This is a genomic window from Exiguobacterium sp. N5 (genome assembly GCF_025842465.1).
GTDB classification, from domain to species: Bacteria; Bacillota; Bacilli; order Exiguobacteriales; family Exiguobacteriaceae; genus Exiguobacterium; species Exiguobacterium profundum.
Genome location: NZ_JAPAEP010000001.1, coordinates 1,370,707 through 1,387,522, shown reverse-complemented (window position 1 = coordinate 1,387,522; position 16,816 = coordinate 1,370,707). Strand labels below are relative to the sequence as shown.

At 48.5% G+C, this 16,816-nt stretch carries 18 protein-coding genes and 1 other RNA gene; 17 read left to right on the top strand and 2 right to left on the bottom strand.

Going from position 1 to position 16,816, the window contains the following annotated elements:
* The first annotated feature begins 18 nt into the window (after positions 1–18).
* The 14 genes from eno (at position 19) to OKS35_RS07170 (ending at position 13,550) form a co-directional block, all read left to right on the top strand.
* Positions 19–1,311 carry a phosphopyruvate hydratase gene (gene eno / locus OKS35_RS07235; protein WP_012726908.1) on the top strand — a complete coding sequence of 431 codons (1,293 nt, stop codon included), beginning with the start codon at positions 19–21 and terminating at the stop codon, positions 1,309–1,311.
* Positions 1,312–1,580: 269 nt separating this feature from the next.
* Positions 1,581–2,378 (top strand): aminoglycoside phosphotransferase family protein, encoded by a 798-nt coding sequence (locus OKS35_RS07230; protein ID WP_264092761.1) that lies wholly within the window; start codon positions 1,581–1,583, stop codon positions 2,376–2,378.
* A gap of 232 nt (positions 2,379–2,610) precedes the next feature.
* A complete protein-coding gene (gene galU, locus OKS35_RS07225) occupies positions 2,611–3,492 on the top strand; it encodes a UTP--glucose-1-phosphate uridylyltransferase GalU (RefSeq protein WP_214781683.1) in 882 nt (293 codons plus the stop codon).
* Positions 3,493–3,513: 21 nt separating this feature from the next.
* On the top strand, positions 3,514–4,722 hold the full coding sequence (locus OKS35_RS07220) for a glycosyltransferase family 4 protein (RefSeq protein WP_251031945.1): 1,209 nt from the start codon (positions 3,514–3,516) through the stop codon (positions 4,720–4,722).
* Entirely contained in the window at positions 4,719–6,059 is a 1,341-nt protein-coding gene (locus tag OKS35_RS07215; RefSeq protein ID WP_047795089.1) for a glycosyltransferase, read from the top strand. The genes OKS35_RS07220 and OKS35_RS07215 overlap by 4 nt, the downstream gene beginning before the upstream one ends.
* 47 nt (positions 6,060–6,106) lie before the next feature.
* Positions 6,107–6,994, top strand: coding sequence for a YitT family protein (locus OKS35_RS07210; protein WP_012726903.1), 888 nt, complete (start codon positions 6,107–6,109; stop codon positions 6,992–6,994).
* Positions 6,995–7,067: 73 nt separating this feature from the next.
* Entirely contained in the window at positions 7,068–7,292 is a 225-nt protein-coding gene (gene secG, locus OKS35_RS07205; RefSeq protein WP_012726902.1) for a preprotein translocase subunit SecG, read from the top strand.
* Positions 7,293–7,394: 102 nt separating this feature from the next.
* The gene (locus tag OKS35_RS07200) at positions 7,395–8,135 is read left to right on the top strand and encodes an alpha/beta hydrolase (RefSeq protein WP_214781675.1); all 741 of its coding nucleotides are present in this window, start codon (positions 7,395–7,397) and stop codon (positions 8,133–8,135) included.
* Positions 8,136–8,150: 15 nt separating this feature from the next.
* On the top strand, positions 8,151–10,556 hold the full coding sequence (gene rnr / locus OKS35_RS07195) for a ribonuclease R (protein ID WP_264092760.1): 2,406 nt from the start codon (positions 8,151–8,153) through the stop codon (positions 10,554–10,556).
* Between the two features lie 54 nt (positions 10,557–10,610).
* A complete protein-coding gene (gene smpB / locus OKS35_RS07190) occupies positions 10,611–11,081 on the top strand; it encodes an SsrA-binding protein SmpB (RefSeq protein ID WP_012726899.1) in 471 nt (156 codons plus the stop codon).
* 49 nt (positions 11,082–11,130) lie between these two features.
* Positions 11,131–11,486, top strand: a transfer-messenger RNA (tmRNA) gene (gene ssrA, locus OKS35_RS07185).
* Between the two features lie 114 nt (positions 11,487–11,600).
* Entirely contained in the window at positions 11,601–11,744 is a 144-nt protein-coding gene (locus OKS35_RS07180) for a hypothetical protein (protein ID WP_047795092.1), read from the top strand.
* A gap of 176 nt (positions 11,745–11,920) precedes the next feature.
* Positions 11,921–12,523: a hypothetical protein gene (locus OKS35_RS07175; protein ID WP_264092759.1), complete on the top strand. Its 603-nt coding sequence runs from the start codon at positions 11,921–11,923 to the stop codon at positions 12,521–12,523.
* Between the two features lie 67 nt (positions 12,524–12,590).
* A complete protein-coding gene (locus tag OKS35_RS07170) occupies positions 12,591–13,550 on the top strand; it encodes an HNH endonuclease signature motif containing protein (RefSeq protein WP_264092758.1) in 960 nt (319 codons plus the stop codon).
* A gap of 109 nt (positions 13,551–13,659) precedes the next feature.
* On the opposite strand, the gene OKS35_RS07165 is transcribed toward OKS35_RS07170, so the two are convergent.
* On the bottom strand, positions 13,660–14,025 hold the full coding sequence (locus OKS35_RS07165) for a hypothetical protein (RefSeq protein ID WP_264092757.1): 366 nt from the start codon (positions 14,023–14,025) through the stop codon (positions 13,660–13,662).
* A gap of 135 nt (positions 14,026–14,160) precedes the next feature.
* Between OKS35_RS07165 and OKS35_RS07160 the strand changes: the two genes are divergently transcribed.
* Positions 14,161–14,592 carry a hypothetical protein gene (locus tag OKS35_RS07160; protein ID WP_264092756.1) on the top strand — a complete coding sequence of 144 codons (432 nt, stop codon included), beginning with the start codon at positions 14,161–14,163 and terminating at the stop codon, positions 14,590–14,592.
* 228 nt (positions 14,593–14,820) lie between these two features.
* Positions 14,821–15,156, top strand: coding sequence for a hypothetical protein (locus OKS35_RS07155; protein ID WP_196430983.1), 336 nt, complete (start codon positions 14,821–14,823; stop codon positions 15,154–15,156).
* A 24-nt stretch (positions 15,157–15,180) separates the two neighbouring features.
* Here OKS35_RS07155 and OKS35_RS07150 read toward each other — a convergent pair whose 3' ends face one another.
* Positions 15,181–16,200, bottom strand: a complete 1,020-nt coding sequence (locus tag OKS35_RS07150; RefSeq protein ID WP_264092755.1) for a DUF418 domain-containing protein — start codon at positions 16,198–16,200, stop codon at positions 15,181–15,183.
* A gap of 151 nt (positions 16,201–16,351) precedes the next feature.
* Here OKS35_RS07150 and OKS35_RS07145 point away from each other — a divergent pair, with 151 nt between their 5' ends.
* Positions 16,352–16,816 (top strand): GNAT family N-acetyltransferase, encoded by a 465-nt coding sequence (locus OKS35_RS07145; protein WP_264092754.1) that lies wholly within the window; start codon positions 16,352–16,354, stop codon positions 16,814–16,816.

Sequence of the window (16,816 nt, the reverse complement as noted above, 5' to 3'; positions counted from 1 at the left end):
GAAAAGGAGCGATTTTTCATGTCAATGATTACAGAAATTTACGCACGCGAGATTTTAGATTCACGCGGTAACCCATCAGTAGAAGTAGAAGTCTTCACAGAAGACGGCGGTTTCGGCCGTGCCCTCGTCCCATCAGGCGCATCAACAGGTGAGCACGAAGCAGTTGAGCTTCGCGATGGCGACAAGTCACGTTACCTCGGTAAAGGTGTCTTGAAAGCAGTTGCGAACGTGAACGACACGATCGCACCAGAACTTATCGGCTACGATGTATTCGACCAAAACGCAATCGATGCGAAAATGATCGAACTCGACGGTACGCCAAACAAAGCAAAACTTGGTGCAAACGCAATCCTCGGTGTATCGATGGCAGCAGCTCACGCAGCAGCAGATGAGCTCGGTCTCCCACTTTACACATACCTCGGCGGATTCAACGCGAAGACACTTCCAACACCAATGATGAACATCATCAACGGTGGTTCGCACGCGGACAACAACGTGGACTTCCAAGAGTTCATGATCATGCCTGTCGGCGCGCCAACATTCCGTGAAGCGCTCCGCATGGGTGCTGAAGTATTCCACGCCCTCAAATCAGTTCTTTCTGGTATGGGTCTTAACACAGCTGTCGGTGACGAAGGTGGTTTCGCACCAAACTTGAAGTCTAACGAAGAAGCGATCACAGTTATCCTTGAAGCGATCGAAAAAGCTGGTTACAAACCAGGTGAAGACGTCTACCTCGCAATGGACGTTGCATCTTCTGAGTTCTACGACAAATCAACTGGTAAATACGAACTCGCTGGCGAAGGCAAGTCACTCACAACTGCTGAGCTTGTAGACTTCTACGCTGAGCTCGTTGACAAGTACCCAATCCTCTCAATTGAAGATGGTTGTGACGAAAACGACTGGGATGGCCACAAGCTTCTCACAGACAAAATCGGACACAAAGTTCAACTCGTTGGGGATGACCTCTTCGTAACGAACACATCTAAACTTGCTGAAGGTATCGAAAAAGGAATCGCAAACTCGATCCTCATCAAAGTTAACCAAATCGGTACGCTCACAGAAACATTCGACGCGATCGAAATGGCTAAAAAAGCTGGTTACACAGCAGTCGTCTCTCACCGTTCTGGTGAAACAGAAGACGCGACAATCGCAGACATCGCTGTTGCGACAAACGCTGGACAAATCAAAACTGGTTCACTTTCACGTACAGACCGTATCGCGAAATACAACCAACTTCTCCGCATCGAAGACATGCTCGGCGATGTAGCGAAATACGACGGTATCAAGTCGTTCTACAACCTTAAAAAATAATTGATTGATTGTTTCAGGCTCGCCAATCGGCGGGCCTGTTTTTTTATGGGTGTTTTTCAACCCGTCCTGGCGGCACCGATGCTTTCTGCAGGCAATCCGCGAAGCCTCCTCGCGCTTACGCGCTTGCGGGGTCTCCGCGAGATTGCTTTCCTGCAAGAGTCACGGTGCCGCTTGGACGGCTACGGTCGCTATTTGTCGGACCTTTTCGTCGTCGACACCCTGTGTTGCTGTATACTGAACGTGACTGATAAAGGGTAGGGGGAGATTGGATGGATCAATCGAATGAACAAGAAAAAAGGTTGAGCGGTGGGAACGTGTCAACTGTCTATAAAAAGGAGAATTACGTCTATCGCACTCAAAAGGAAGGCAGCGAGCGTATTCATCGATGGTTACGTCACTTGGAGGCAAAGCAACTTTCCGGAGTGCCGCGTTTTATTGGAATCGATGATCGAGGAAGAGAAGTGTTAACTTACTTGGAAGGAGAAACCGCAGACTATCCCTTGAAGTCCTACATGTGGTCCGATGAGGCGATTCAGGATGTTGCACGACTAATGAGACGTATACATGATGCATCGACAGATTTTGAGTGGTCGTCAGATTGGTCACCGATTGACAACACGCCTCAACCGCTAGAGGTCATCTGTCATAACGACTTCGCTGTCTACAATACAATTTTCCATGAAGGAAAAGTGGCAGGAATCATCGACTTTGATTTGGCTGCGCCAGGTCCGAGAGCTTGGGATATCGTCTATGCCCTTTATACGTTCGTTCCGCTCAGTCGTCGCCATCAAGCTGAAACAGGGGAAGTCATCTATTATGATGCCGATCGAGACGATGCGATCTATAACAAGCGGGTATCGTTGTTTCTCGAAGCCTATGGTTGGGAGCAAGCGGAGGTCGACTTGTTCGATATGTTACAACAACGGATTGAAGCGCTCTGTCTCTTGATGAAACGAAAAGCTACGGAAGGAGACGTCGCCTTCCAAAAGATGATTGACGAAGGGCATTACGATCATTACCAAGAGGAACTTCGGTTTATTCGAACGCATGGACAGAAGTGGTTCTGAAACAATCTGAAGCGGGAATATAGAAAGTGAAGCATGAATGGGGAGGCGATTTTCGTGATGATGCTCGGATTTCTTTTCTTGGTATTGCTCATTGGATTCGGCATTTGGTACTATCTCAAATCGCACCGGAATGATGATTGGTCATGACAACATTGTCATGACCTCTCTTTTGTGTCAGTTTGCACAAAATTTGGGTATACTCTCTACATAACGAGTAAAGGAGCCCATGCTTATGACACGAGTACGTAAAGCCATCATCCCAGCCGCCGGTCTCGGCACCCGCTTCCTTCCTGCCACGAAAGCCATGCCAAAAGAAATGTTGCCGATTGTCAACAAGCCGACGATCCAGTTCATCGTCGAGGAAGCCGTCGCTTCAGGCATCGAGGACATCATCATCGTCACGGGGAAGAACAAACGGGCGATTGAAGACCATTTCGACCGTGCGCTCGAACTGGAACAGAACCTCGAATCGAAAGGGAAGACGCGCTTGCTCGAATCGGTCCGACATTCCTCGAATTTGGCGAACATTCACTACATACGCCAACAGGAGCCAAAAGGTCTCGGTCATGCGATTTGGTGCGCTCGGAAGTTTATCGGAGACGAGCCATTCGCCGTCTTGCTCGGGGACGATATCATCGAATCCGATGTGCCGGCGACGAAGCAGTTGATCGACCAATATGAGGCCCACGATCGTTCGATCATCGGGGTGCAGCGTGTCCCGTATGAAATGACGAACCGATATGGTATAATTGACCCGCTTGCCGTCGAAGGGAAGCTCATCCCGGTGCGGACGTTCGTGGAGAAACCGCCCATCGATGAGGCCCCGTCGAACTTCGCCATCCTCGGTCGCTATATCTTGAAACCGGACGTCTTTGAGGCGTTGGCGGGACAAGAGGCGGGAGCCGGGGGCGAGATTCAATTGACGGATGCGATCGCACGCTTGAATGAGGCGCAGACGGTCTTCGCCTACGAATTTGACGGTCGACGTTACGACGTCGGAGAGCCGATTGGGTTCGTCGAGACGACGATTTGCCACGCGCTCAGCGATCCTGATTTAAAAGATGACGTCCATGCCCTATTGAAACGGCTTTTGGACGAACTTGATCAACAGTAAGGTGTGTTATTTTTGAAAACAATGCTTATGGTGTGTCAAAACTATTATCCGGAGATCGGCAGTGCCGGCAACCGGATGCAAAACATTACGCATTTGATGAAGCAGCGCGGGTATGAAGTCGAGGTCATCACGGCCGCCCCTTCGTATCCGAGCTTTGATATGTATCAGGACGACCGCTTCTGGAACGACCGGGAGTTAAACGACCAACCGTTCATCAAGCGACTCATCACGAAGAAACGGAAACATACGTCTAACATGGTCAGTCGTCTTTTCCTATTCCTCGAACAGATGGTCAAAGGGATCCGGGAAGTCCGTAAGCTCGAATTGAAGCCAGACGTCGTCTTTGCGACGACCCCTTCTTTTTTTATGGCGTTTGTCGGTGCTTATGCGAAACGAAAGTATCGTGTCCCGTTCATCTTGGACGTCCGTGACCTTTGGCCAGAATCGGTGAAAGGTGTCGGCGTCTTCAAGTACGATTGGGTGCTCACGCCGGCTTTTTGGATGGAGAAACGACTGTATCGTGTCGCCGATGAAGTCATCATCAACTCGGAAGGGTTCCGCAGCTATCTTCGTCAGCGCGGTGTGCCGAACGAGAAGATTCACTACATGCCGAACTCGATCCGGGAAGCGGAGCGAACGCTCGAGCGGACGATCCCACCGGACGACCGGATGGAGATCTTATACGCCGGGAACATGGGTCTTGCCCAAGATGTGTCGTTGTTACTCGAACTCGCCGAGCGATTCCGGGACGAGCCACGGGTCCACTTCAAATTGATCGGCTACGGCTATCGGAAAGAAGAGTTGAAACAGACGATCAAAGACCGTGGCTTCCAAAACTTCTTGTTCCTCGAGGCGATGCCACGGACAGAGGCGTTTCAGGCAATTAAAAATGCAGACGTCGCATTCGTCAGCCTGATCGAGCAAGAAGTGTTCGATACGGTCATCCCTGGGAAACTCATCGACTATATGGCAGTCGGCAAACCGATTGTCGCAGCAGTGTCAGGCCATGCGGCGAATGTCATTGAAGCGGCGGAAGTCGGCTACGTGTCACGGAAACGTGACATCGATGAGATCGAGCGGATCCTACGGAAGCTCCTCGACCGACCGGATTTACGGGAGGCACTCGGGGCGAACGGGATTCGTTACGTCAAAGAGAATTTATGTTGGGAAGAGAATATCGACGTGTTAGATCAAGTCGTACAACAGTTAGTGATGGAGGAAACACGATGAAGTCAGTATGTATGTTTGTATGGAACCATTTTACGAATGATGCGCGCGTCCTTCGTGAGTGCTCGGCACTCGCCGAGGCAGGCTATGAAGTCGATTTGATCGCGCTTCAAGATCCGAAAAATAAAGAGCTTCCAAAAGAAGAGATGCGTCCGGAAGGCTTCCGCGTCATCCGCGTGAAGCGTCAACCTTCGATTCTCGTCAACGCGCTCAAGTTCGCGAAGAAGACGTATCAATGGGTGAGCGAGAAACGGACCCGCCAAATCGGTGCCGGACTCGTCGGTGCCGGGTTGTTCCTACTCGCGCCGTTCACGATGCTCGCGCTCGGAGCGGCCATCGGGACGGTCTTGTTGCCGCAAGTGCGTAAGCAAATCGTCAACGCGAGTGCGATGCTCGAGATGGTGTTCGCTTCGACGAAAAAATCGTATGACTTTTACCATGCGAACGATTTGAACACGCTCCCGCAGGCACTCCTCGCTGGAAAAGTGTTCAACAAAGGTCGGATCGTCTACGACTCGCACGAGGTACAAACGGACCGTACGGGTTACGGCTATATTCAAAGTAACCTCGAGGGCTGGCTCTTGCCGTTCGTCGATACGATGATGGTCGAGAACCATACGCGTGCGGCACACAACGAAGAGTTGTACGGATTCTATCCGTACGTGCTCCACAACTATCCGTTCTACCGTCCGCTCGACTTCTCGCTCCGTAAGGACTTGCATGCGCTTCTCGACTTACCGAAAGACGAGAAGATCCTCTTGTATCAAGGGGGCATTCAAGCGGGACGTGGTCTCGAACAGCTCGTGCTCGCGGCGAAAGACTTCAAAGAAGGCACGCTCGTCATGATCGGGGACGGGAAACTCAAACCGACGATCCAACAGTTGATCGAGACGGAAGGGGTCGGCGACCGCGTCAAGATGATTGACAAAGTACCGGTCGAAGCGTTACCTTACTATACGATGAACGCCTATTTAGGCTTCCAAGTATTGAACAACGTCTGCTTCAACCACTACTCGGCCTCATCGAATAAATTGTTCGAGTATTTGATGGCCGAAGTACCGGTCGTCTCATGTGACTTCCCTGAAATCGAACGGGTCGTTGCGGGGAACGATGTCGGGGTGCTCGTTGATTCGCATGATCCACAATCGATCGCGGACGGCGTCAACCGGATGATTGAAGACCAAGCACTCTATGCGCGTGTCAAAGAGAACACGAAGACCGCGCGTGAGAAATATAACTGGGATTTGGAAAAAGAGGCACTCTTGAACGTCTACGCGAACGCCGCGGAGCGCAAGTTGCCGATTATGAAAGACGGTGCGCCAAAGCCAGTACAATCTTAAGACTGCGGCTTTTGCCGCGGTCTTTTTTCTATGGAGGGAGGACATTTATGAAACGTCAACAACAACATCTATTGCGCCAACAAGTATGGCGCAAGCTACAAACCATCTCGGTGAAGGACATCGCCTGGATTATCGCAGGCTCCTTCATTCTCTCGTTCGGGGTCAACTACTTCACCGTACCGAACGACTTCTCGGAAGGTGGCCTGCTCGGGGTCACGATCATCCTGTACTACGTATTCGGCTGGGACCTCGGGCTCACGTCGATTATCGGGAACGGGATTCTCTTTATCGTCGGCTATAAGCTGCTCGACCGTCGGACAATGGTCTATTCGGTCATCGCCGTCATCGCGACATCCTTCTTCCTCAGTCTGACACATGACTGGGGCAGCCCTGCCGAGGACAAACTGCTTGCGGCCGTCTATGCCGGAATCATGATTGGGGTCGGGATCGGCATGGTGCTCCGTGTCGGCGGGACGACCGGCGGGGGCGTCATCATCGCCCGTCTCATGGAGCGCTATCTCCACTTGAGTGTCGCCGTCTCGATGTTCATCATCGATGCGATCGTCGTCGCGACATCTGGCTTCTTCTTAGGGGAACAAGTCGTCCTCTATACGCTCATCGCAATCATCATCGGTTCATGGGTCATCGACCTCGTCGCGGAAGGTCTCAACATCCGCAAGGCCGTCACGATCATCAGCGACAAGCAAGAAGAGCTCGCTGTCGTCTTGACGGAGACGCTCGGACGCTCGGCGACGATCATCCATGGACATGGCTACTACACGAAGCAGGATAAGAACATGTTGTATATGATCGTCGACAAACGTCAGATTGCGCCACTCAAAAAAATCGTCCAAGTGACGGACGACCGCGCCTTCGTCGTCATCCACCAGGTGAAGGAGGTCATTGGGGAAGGATTCAGCTACCCGTCCCGATAATTTGAATGCTGGTGTTTTATTGATAACTTCTATATAATAAAAGGCGTGTAAATAGAAGGAGGAACTGACTACTATGCAAACGATCGCTACAATCAGCCTACTTGTCGTGGCTGTCTTATTGATTGTCGTCGTACTGCTCATGTCAGGTCGGTCGCAAGGTCTTGGAGCGATTGCAGGTGGCGCGGAGCAGTTGTTCGGACGCCAGAAAGCACGCGGCTTCGATGCTGTTTTGAACCGAACTGCAGCTGTACTAGGCACTTTGTTTTTCATTTTAGGATTACTAGTCGCATCATTATGATGATAAGGCTGATCGTTCTCGATTTTCACGTGAGGCGGTCAGCTTTTGTTTTTTCGATTTATTTTTTGGGAATAATGTAGATACGAGGAGATGACAGATAAAATGAAAGTGACAGCACCAAAACCGTTCTTCTTCGAGGGCGGAAAACGTGCCGTGTTGATGTTACATGGCTTCACTGGATCGAGCGCGGATGTCCGCATGCTCGGTCGCTTCCTTCAAAAAGAAGGATACACATGTATGGGACCGATCTATCGTGGTCATGCCGTCCCACCGGAAGAATTACTCCAATATGGACCGAAAGACTGGTGGGATGACGTCTTGGACGCTTACCAGACGCTCGTCGACAAAGGTCATGAGGAGATTGTCGTCTGCGGACTCTCGTTAGGTGGCGTGATGTCGCTCCGTCTCGCCGAGGAGAAAGACGTCAAGGCGGTCATCCCGATGTGCGCACCGACGGGAATCGATGCCGAGGACCGCTTGTATAAAGGAGTCCAGGCATATGCCCGAGAATATAAGGGTAGAGAAGAAAAGTCGCCGGAACAGATCGAGCAGGAGATGGCAGAGTTCAAACCGATGCCAACATTGAAAGACCTCCGTGCCTTCGTCCGCGACACGGCGTCGAAGCTCGAGGACATCTTCGTCCCGACACTCGTCGTCCAAGGCGCCAAAGACAACATGATCGACCCGGAATCGGCGAATCAAATTTACGAGGCGGTCAACACGTTCCAAAAAGAGTTGCTCATCTATGAGAACTCGGGACACGTGATCACACTTGACAAAGAAAAAGAGAAACTGCACCAGGACGTGCTCGATTTTCTCGAAACGTTAGACTGGTCAGTCTAAGAAGGAGGTGTCACGTTGAATTTACGTGACCAATTATTAGAGATTCTACAGGCGAGCGAGAAACCGCTCTCTGTCGATCAACTGACCGAGCGATTACAGCTCGCGTCGACGGATGACTTTAAAGAGCTCATTCGCACATTGAATGCCCTCGAGGAAGAGGGCGCCATCGGCCGGACGCGGACGAACCGTTACGGGACGCTCGCCACGCTCGGACAAGTCGCGGGGATCATCTCGATTCATCAGCGCGGCTTCGGCTTCTTGTCGGTCGAAGGGGAAGCGGAAGATGTGTTCTTGCCGCCCGACCAACTGAAGGACGTCTACCATGGCGATACAATCCTCGTCAAAAAACGCGAGGACAACCGTGGCAAGACGGAAGGGATTTTATTGAAAGTACTGAAGCGCGGACTCTCCGAATTCGTCGGGACGTATACGCTCCCGAGCGGTCGACTCGACCAGTTCGCCTTCATCGAGCCGGATGACAAACGCATCAATTTCTGGCCGGTCGTCAACCCGGACAAGTCACTCGGTGCCGTCGACGGACATAAAGTCGTCGTGCGCATCACGAAGTATCCGGACGGACGCTTCGCCGGTGCCTGTGACGTCGTCCGCATCATCGGGCATAAGAACGACCCTGGCGTCGACATCTTGTCGATCGTCTATAAGCACGGTATCCCGACGGAGTTCCCGGAGGACGTGATCGCTCAGGCGAACGCGGTACCGGACGAAGCGGATGAGAAAGACTTCATCGGACGCGTCGACCTTCGTGACGAGACGATCTTCACGATTGACGGCGAAGATGCGAAAGACTTGGACGATGCCGTCCACGTCAAAAAACTCGATAACGGCAACTACGAGCTCGGTGTCCATATCGCCGACGTCTCACATTACGTGAAAGAGGGCTCACCACTAGACGTCGAGGCGTTCGAACGTGGGACGAGTGTGTATCTCGTCGACCGTGTCATTCCGATGCTGCCGCACCGACTCTCGAACGGGATCTGTTCCCTCAACCCGCACGTCAACCGCTTGACGCTCAGCTGCGTCATGGAGATCTCCCCACAAAACGGGAAGGTCGTTCGCCATGATCTGTTCCCGAGTGTCATCAAGACGACGGAGCGGATGACGTATACGAACGTCCGTGAGATCATCGAACGTGATGACGAAGAGACGTTGAAAAAGTACGAACCGTTCATCGGTGAGTTCGACCTCATGGCCGAGCTCGCGGAAGTGCTTCGGAAACGTCGTAACTCGCGCGGTGCCATCAACTTCGATTTCGCCGAGGCGAAGGTCGTCGTCAACGAGGAAGGGAAGCCGGCAGATATCGTGCTTCGTCCACGTTCGGTCGCCGAGAAGTTGATCGAGGAGTTCATGCTCGCAGCCAACGAGACGGTTGCGGAACACTTCCACAAGATGGACGTGCCGTTCATCTATCGTGTCCACGACAATCCGAAACCGGACAAGCTCGACTTCTTCTTCGACTTTGTCGCAAACTTTGGCGTTCACATCGAACGCATCAAAGGGCAGACAGTCGAACCGAAGACGCTTCAAAAGATTTTGAAGGCAATCGACGGAGAACCGGAAGAGCCGGTCATCAGTACGATCATGCTTCGTTCGATGCAACAGGCGAAATATGACGACGTCTCGCTCGGTCACTTCGGACTCGCGACAGACTTCTATACGCACTTCACGTCACCGATTCGTCGTTATCCGGACTTGATCGTCCACCGTCTCATGCGCACGTACGTCTTCAACAACGACTTGTCGGAGAAGACGATCGCGAAGTACGAGGACCGTCTCGGGGCGATCGCCGAACAGGCATCGAAACGGGAACGTCGCTCGGTCGACGCAGAGCGCGAGACACAGGCGCTCAAGAAAGCCGAATACATGGAAGCCCATCTCGGTGAAGAGTTCGATGGTGTCGTCGCCGGCGTCACGAACTTTGGGATGTTCGTCGAACTTCCGAATACGATTGAAGGTCTCGTTCGTCTTCAGTCGATGGATGACTACTACCACTTCGATGAATCACAGCTCATGCTGCTCGGGGAGCGCACGAAACGTCAGTTCCGGATTGGGGACGCCGTCCGTGTCAAAGTCGACGCTGTCAACTTAGACGAGCGGACGATCGACTTCACGGTCGTCGGCATGCCGAAACGGGAACAGTCAAGCCGTCGCCAACCGACGACGATCAAAGCGAAAGGCGGTCGTCCGAAGAAGGACGAGAAAGACCGTCGTGGCGGTCGCGGTCGGGACGACAAGAAGAAGCGCGGCAAACCAGGAAGACCTGGTAAGCCGGGCAAACCAGGTGAGAAACCGAAACGAGACGGGGAGAAGTCATCCCAAGGCCGTTCGGCACTCGACCTGAAGAAGAAAGACAAGCACAAACGAAAAGGCGACGCCAAACGAGGTGCGAAGAAACGTCGCTGACGGGGAAGGGTTCGTCCCTTCCACCGTATCTTGTAGATAAAGGACTGAATGTGTATGGCCAAGAAGAAAGATTCGAACGCACTCGCCCAAAACCGCAAGGCGTCCTTCGATTACGCGATCGAAGATACGATTGAGGCGGGCATGGTGCTCACAGGGACGGAAATCAAATCGGTCCGTCAATCGAAGATCAACATCGCGGATGCGTACGTCCGGTTCGATGGGGGCGAGGCGACGCTTCACAACTGTCATATCAGCCCGTTCGAACAGGGGAACCGCTTCAACCACGACCCACTCCGCGTCCGAAAGCTATTGTTGCATAAGAAGCAAATCAATCAGCTCATCGGAGCATCAGGGCGTGACGGCTACACGATCATCCCGCTCAAAGTGTATATCAAGAACGGGTTCGCCAAGTGCCTGCTCGGCGTCGGAAAAGGGAAGAAGAAGTACGACAAACGTGAGGACTTGAAGAAGAAAGACGCGAAGCGTGACGTCGACCGTGCGATGCGCGATCGGCAAAAATACTGACAACGGATCCTAATTGTGGTATATTAAATGGAGTACCAATTACCACCCCGGGGACGTTATGGATTCGACGGGGGTAGGTCGGTCGTATGTGGCGTGTCGAGGGGTCGGCCTCGTTAAAACGCAAACGCCTATAACTGGCAAAACTAACACACAACTCGCAGCAGCCTAAGTGCCCTGCGGATCCTGACATCCATCGCTTGTGTGGATGACTTTCAGGGTCTCAAACTAAGCAAGCTACGCTTCAACCTCGCCGTCTGAGGGCGCGAAGAAGAGATGAAACAGACTGGATGCGACAACGCCTGTTTATCGGCAGTGTCACATCGAGATTCAATAGATAAACTACACACGTAGAAGCATACGTTACGATGCCTTCGGACGCGGGTTCGACTCCCGCCGTCTCCATTATGAAGCAGTCTGTAACGACTGCGATCAATGATTTTCATGAAGACCTTCTAATTTCATTGAGATTAGAAGGTCTTTGCTTTTGATTGAATCCAGAAAGAAAGGAAGGTGAAGCGCATGGGGAAATATCAATTAGACAAGAGAAGCAAAGTAGCTGCGGCGAAATATCAGGACGGCAAAAAGCCGACTGTCTCGAACAAGAAAGAACGATTGAACCAGCTTCGTGAGGCGTATTTGCAGAAGCAACAAGAGAAGAAGTGATCTGACGAAGGATTATTGAGTGCCTGCTCATTAATCCTTTTCTTTTGGGGAGCGGACACCGGTCATTAGGTTTTTGAATGGAATCAAGGGATTGAGCATCCTTTTGTTGAATAGAAACTACGAGTTGTTTTTTTGAAAATCGTCATAAAAATATACATATTAAAGGAGGATTCTGCATGTCTAAGAAATCAACGGAATTGATCGTGAATGGCGTCAAAAAATATGGTCCGACAGTAGGGAAACTTGCATTAAAACATAACAAAGAAATCATTGGGGCTTTAGGATCCATTGATTTAAAGAAACGATTTAATAAATCCGATGATCCAAATCAAAGCCCTAAAAAAGCCAAGAACATGCATCCGCGAAAGCAGAGGTATCAGTACTATTTAACCGAAGTGACGCCTACGCTAGATACTCGAAATCGAGATGAGTTGTTCCAATATAGACTAGAAGTGGAGCAATGCATTCAGCAAATCAAAATGGAGCAAGCACAAGACATTGTCATCAAAAAACAGATTCATGAGGGGCGGATTAAAGAGTGGGAATCCATTCTCTCTCACATCGTGAGTCAAATGAACATCAAGGACTATATGGAATTTTTAAGACTCTTTAACAATCCAGAGTATCAAAGTGACTATTTCACGGGCTTTGAAGGGGATATTGAGAAGTTCAAAAAACTCAATACGGTCGAACAGTATGATGCGCTCGTACAGTATGTTCATGAAAAGACAATGATTGATATCGAACAAATCAAAAGAGAGTTTTCTGCTCCTGTTTGATGCGCCGTGATCCACTTCCTTTCTGCATTCGTTATAATCAATAGTGTAATGGATGGAGGTGAGGTCGTTGGCATGGGATTTAAGCGTCGCTGAGGCAAAAGATGTGTATTTAACCGAATCAGACCTATGGCGCTTTACGCAACAATTTCTGATGAACGCTTCTCATACGACTACGTACAAACATGTATTGATGAAAGCGTTACTCGAATGTACGACAGAACTAAATGAATCAGGGGCCGTGTCATTTCACCAGATTGCCAAGCATGTGACGAAAATCTATTGGAATCTCATCGTCAAGCATGGGCTGACACAGATGAATCAACTAGGGAAGCAGAGCGCTGTTGAAAACGTGATGGTCTCCTTTCAGAAAGAACACAACATTCCGCCAGTTTGGAACTTCGACCGCTTACCAGAGCATCAACAAAATCAATTGATTCGGAACGTGAATCAGTTTTATAAAAAATACGTATACGGTTCTTTCTATCGCTCTTTTAACGAAACGATTTACTCTTTCAATCGAAAAGAAGAATGGATTCAACTCGTTCCAGCGTATGTCGTTTTCTTTGAAAAATATAAGCGTGTTCTCATGAACGTGACAAACTATCAGTTAGCCATCTTTTTAGAAAAATACAATTCCCAAGATGCGATGGAACGAATCTTGAGCAAGCTGGAGTTTGTGTCTGTCCGCCAATCGCTTGAGGAGTTTAAACGAATTCTATTAAGCCACGGGCACTCAACGTGCTTCTATTGCCTAAAGCCTGTGAGACAAGTTCACGTGGATCATTTCATTCCGTGGTCTTATATGCAAAATGATGTCTTATGGAATTTTGTGCTGTCATGCCCGACATGTAATACGAGTAAAAATAATCGATTAGCGAATATCGATTATCTCTACAATTTGGTAGAACGAAATCATGAACTGCGTACGGCAGAATACATGTCTACATACAAAGAATCGAAACTCATTCATTTGTATCACTATGCCGTTCAAAATGGCTATGAAAACAATTGGGCTCCGAAGGCATGAAAAGAGTCGAACCTAATTAAACAGGTTCGACTTTTGTTTTAGTATTCACTATAGTGAACAGCATAGACATCAGCACATCACTTTTAACTTTCACTTGAATATTTGTATGTTAGTTTCTAATACTCAGTTCTTTAGTTCTTAAAATTGTTATGATACTCATCGAGCTAATCCCGACCCCAAGCAATGCTATAATCGCTGTAAACATACCGTTTGGAATCATAAAACCAATAGGCAACATTCCTAAAAAAGATATAGCGATTACTCCCTGGTATGCAATGTTTAGATATGAAATAATTGGATTTGAAAAGAACGACATGATGAGTGGTGGAATAAATAATACGACAACAATTCCTAGCGACATAAATAATGTCATTTGTATCTCCGGTGTCATTTCACCCAATCGATTGATTTGTAAAGTAATAATAAATAGAGCTAACCCCATCATCAATAGTATCCATAAGATTTTTTTGATCATTTAAAGTCCCCCTTCGATTTTTAATTTTAACATTTAAACCCATTATATCCAAAATTAATCTTTATAAGTGCACAAATGCTTCATTACCATAATCCATGGAGAAAAAGAAATAAGTAATGCGTAGGTGAATAAACAGTGTCAAATAATTTAGAAACTTTAATTGTGTCAGGCCGGTTTAAAGAAGTAAAAGACATCTATCAAACTACTGATTTTGAAACATTTAAAAATGATTTATTAACTTTGGCGTATGATAATGAAAATCTGTCGAATTACTCCGTACTCGTCTATCTGTTATTGGACACAGAGGACGATAAATTACATGACTTAGCTTTTCAAGTCCTATCACAGCCCCTTGGCCACATTGAAGGGGCTTATACCTCTTCCTTATACCATGCTCAAAGAGCCGTGGATTTGACTGATGCTGCAGATGTGAAGCGCTTAGAGAACCTGTTATTTCTGAACATCGTCCCAGAAAAGATTGTAAGTGATGAACAAGCAAAGTCCATCGCGGAAAAAATTCTTGTTCTAGATCCAACAAATGAAGTTGCTAAAGACACTTTATATTAAACCTAGAAAATCATTTGTTCGCGTAGACCAATGGTTTTCTTTAGTTCGTGTCACTGAATAAGGGAATAACCAACTAGTCTCATCTAATCCACTTAAGCCATCAATTGTATGAAAGATAATCTGCACACCATTTTCATTTCTACGTTTCTCGACTGAATAAATCAAAAGGATATCCTCCTAATTTTGAATACGTATGCAGAATCTAACCTTAAACCTGGGGGCGAATGAATGAAAAGGATTTGTGATTGTGAAAATTTGAAAAGAATCACTATAGAGGCGGATGTGGGGGCGGACCCGACATGGTGTGCGACCTGTCGATACAATATAGAATTGAATGAGTTTACGATTTCTGACCAATTGAAGCGTGATTTCTATGAATGGGTTAGTCGATTCGGAGAATGGATTGACTGGGACACGGATGCACTTGCTAAAGGATGGGAAATCAAGGTGGAGCAACATAATCGTGAAGGAGACTTACTTTCGAAGCGTTTACAAGGAGAGCTTGGTGAAGCATATGAAATTGAATTCACTCCTGCAAACACAATTGAGGAAGGACACTTTTGACAGCTGTCCTTCCTCAACATTACATTATTTTGACGATAGGATACCTTGTCTGAAGCGAGAGTATGTCCCAAGCCGCCATACCTTTTCCATCGGTCCGTATGTGAAACGGCGAAGCCATACCATACTGAATACGATCAATACGGCGTTGATGACGATTGCCCATAGTCCTGTTTCAATCGTTGTGAACGTCTGTCCGAATGTAGCAACAGTCACCATAAGTGCAGTCTGAAGCAAGTAATTCGTCAACGCCATACGACCAAACGCTTGAAGTGGGGCGAACCAGGAACGTGTCGTCCGTAGTTGACTCATATTGACAAGGATGGTGATATAGAACACCGCTAAAAAGGGAGCTGACCAATTCGAATAGTCGAGCATACGGATATATGCTTGAATTTCTTCATTAGTCGGGGTGTAGCCGACATTGAAATACGATAAGCTTGGTAAATTCGTATATTGTAGCCAGACAAATCCGGCGGATAAAATACCGGTAACGACCAGTCCGACCTGCCAACGTACCCGGTGCGTATGGACGTGACGAAACACCTCATACTGCCCCGCTGCAAGCCCGAGCAAGATGAGAGCAAGCGGCATTAACAGTTTCGTGCCGGTATAAGCGAGTACAGCTAGTCCGATCAGACCTAGAATCAAATTAACTGACCGAGGAAGACGGTATGCGAACAGGAGGAGCAGCCCGCTCACGGCATAAATCGTTAGCGCCTCCCCCGGCTGAAATTGCATATGAATCAAGCCCAAGCCGAGTAAGAGGAGCAATCGTTTCGTAAATAAAACGTATGCGCGATCTCCACGTTCTATTGCTCGGTGGATAAAGAGATAGAACCCGACGCCAAACAAAAATGAGAAGATCATAAAGAACTTCCCGTCGATGAAGATGTGAAGGGCGTATATATAGTAATGTTCCATGACGGTGTTTGGGTCGCTCGGACGTAATAAACTGAGAATGTTCATAAAAACAATCCCGAATAAGGCGAAGCCTCGTAGTGTATCGAGGACATTGATTCGTTCATGTGATGGTGTGGCTTTCATATAGATGTCTCCTTTCAATTTCCTCTTCCGAGTATGAAGGGAGCACCTTACATATAATCTGCGGCAACCTTACAAAATCCTGAACTTCACTAGAAACAGTGATTCCAAAAATTGTATGTTACACTAAGGGAAAACGATTAGGGGTAAACAGATGACCATTCATTTTGCCAGGATGACGGGACCAGAAATCGCGAATTATGTGACTTGGTTGATTGACGATTATGCAAAAGATGTCGCGCGCAACTATCAACTTCCGATGGTGTTGGCACAAGAGGAATCGACTCAATTGATTCGGGACCTCTTCCCAGACAATCAACCCGGGGAAGGGCAGACGATTGTTCATGTGATGAACGGAGATATTCGTGTCGGAATTTTGTGGTATGCGTTTCAAGCTGAATCGAAACGCATCTTCATTTATCACATTTTGATTGAAGAGACCTACCGTGGGCAAGGGAATGCGACAGCAGTGTTTGAGAAACTTGAAAGAGTTGCCTCAGAAGAACTTGGCGCAACATCCATTGGACTAAGTGTATTCGGTACGAATCCAGACGCACAGCGATTATATAAACGACTCGGATTCCAAGAAGCGTCCATCGCCATGAACAAACAGTTATGA

What these genes read in the sequence shown, in the direction of transcription:
- OKS35_RS07210 (WP_012726903.1), top strand. Translation starts at nt 6,107, where the DNA reads ATGAAACGTCAACAACAACATCTATTGCGCCAACAAGTATGGCGCAAG.
- OKS35_RS07165 (WP_264092757.1), bottom strand. Translation starts at nt 14,025, where the DNA reads ATGATCAAAAAAATCTTATGGATACTATTGATGATGGGGTTAGCTCTA.
- OKS35_RS07175 (WP_264092759.1), top strand. Translation starts at nt 11,921, where the DNA reads ATGTCTAAGAAATCAACGGAATTGATCGTGAATGGCGTCAAAAAATAT.
- galU (WP_214781683.1), top strand. Translation starts at nt 2,611, where the DNA reads ATGACACGAGTACGTAAAGCCATCATCCCAGCCGCCGGTCTCGGCACC.
- OKS35_RS07180 (WP_047795092.1), top strand. Translation starts at nt 11,601, where the DNA reads ATGGGGAAATATCAATTAGACAAGAGAAGCAAAGTAGCTGCGGCGAAA.
- OKS35_RS07220 (WP_251031945.1), top strand. Translation starts at nt 3,514, where the DNA reads ATGCTTATGGTGTGTCAAAACTATTATCCGGAGATCGGCAGTGCCGGC.
- smpB (WP_012726899.1), top strand. Translation starts at nt 10,611, where the DNA reads ATGGCCAAGAAGAAAGATTCGAACGCACTCGCCCAAAACCGCAAGGCG.
- OKS35_RS07230 (WP_264092761.1), top strand. Translation starts at nt 1,581, where the DNA reads ATGGATCAATCGAATGAACAAGAAAAAAGGTTGAGCGGTGGGAACGTG.
- eno (WP_012726908.1), top strand. Translation starts at nt 19, where the DNA reads ATGTCAATGATTACAGAAATTTACGCACGCGAGATTTTAGATTCACGC.
- OKS35_RS07200 (WP_214781675.1), top strand. Translation starts at nt 7,395, where the DNA reads ATGAAAGTGACAGCACCAAAACCGTTCTTCTTCGAGGGCGGAAAACGT.
- OKS35_RS07145 (WP_264092754.1), top strand. Translation starts at nt 16,352, where the DNA reads ATGACCATTCATTTTGCCAGGATGACGGGACCAGAAATCGCGAATTAT.
- OKS35_RS07155 (WP_196430983.1), top strand. Translation starts at nt 14,821, where the DNA reads ATGAAAAGGATTTGTGATTGTGAAAATTTGAAAAGAATCACTATAGAG.
- secG (WP_012726902.1), top strand. Translation starts at nt 7,068, where the DNA reads ATGCAAACGATCGCTACAATCAGCCTACTTGTCGTGGCTGTCTTATTG.
- OKS35_RS07150 (WP_264092755.1), bottom strand. Translation starts at nt 16,200, where the DNA reads ATGAAAGCCACACCATCACATGAACGAATCAATGTCCTCGATACACTA.
- OKS35_RS07215 (WP_047795089.1), top strand. Translation starts at nt 4,719, where the DNA reads ATGAAGTCAGTATGTATGTTTGTATGGAACCATTTTACGAATGATGCG.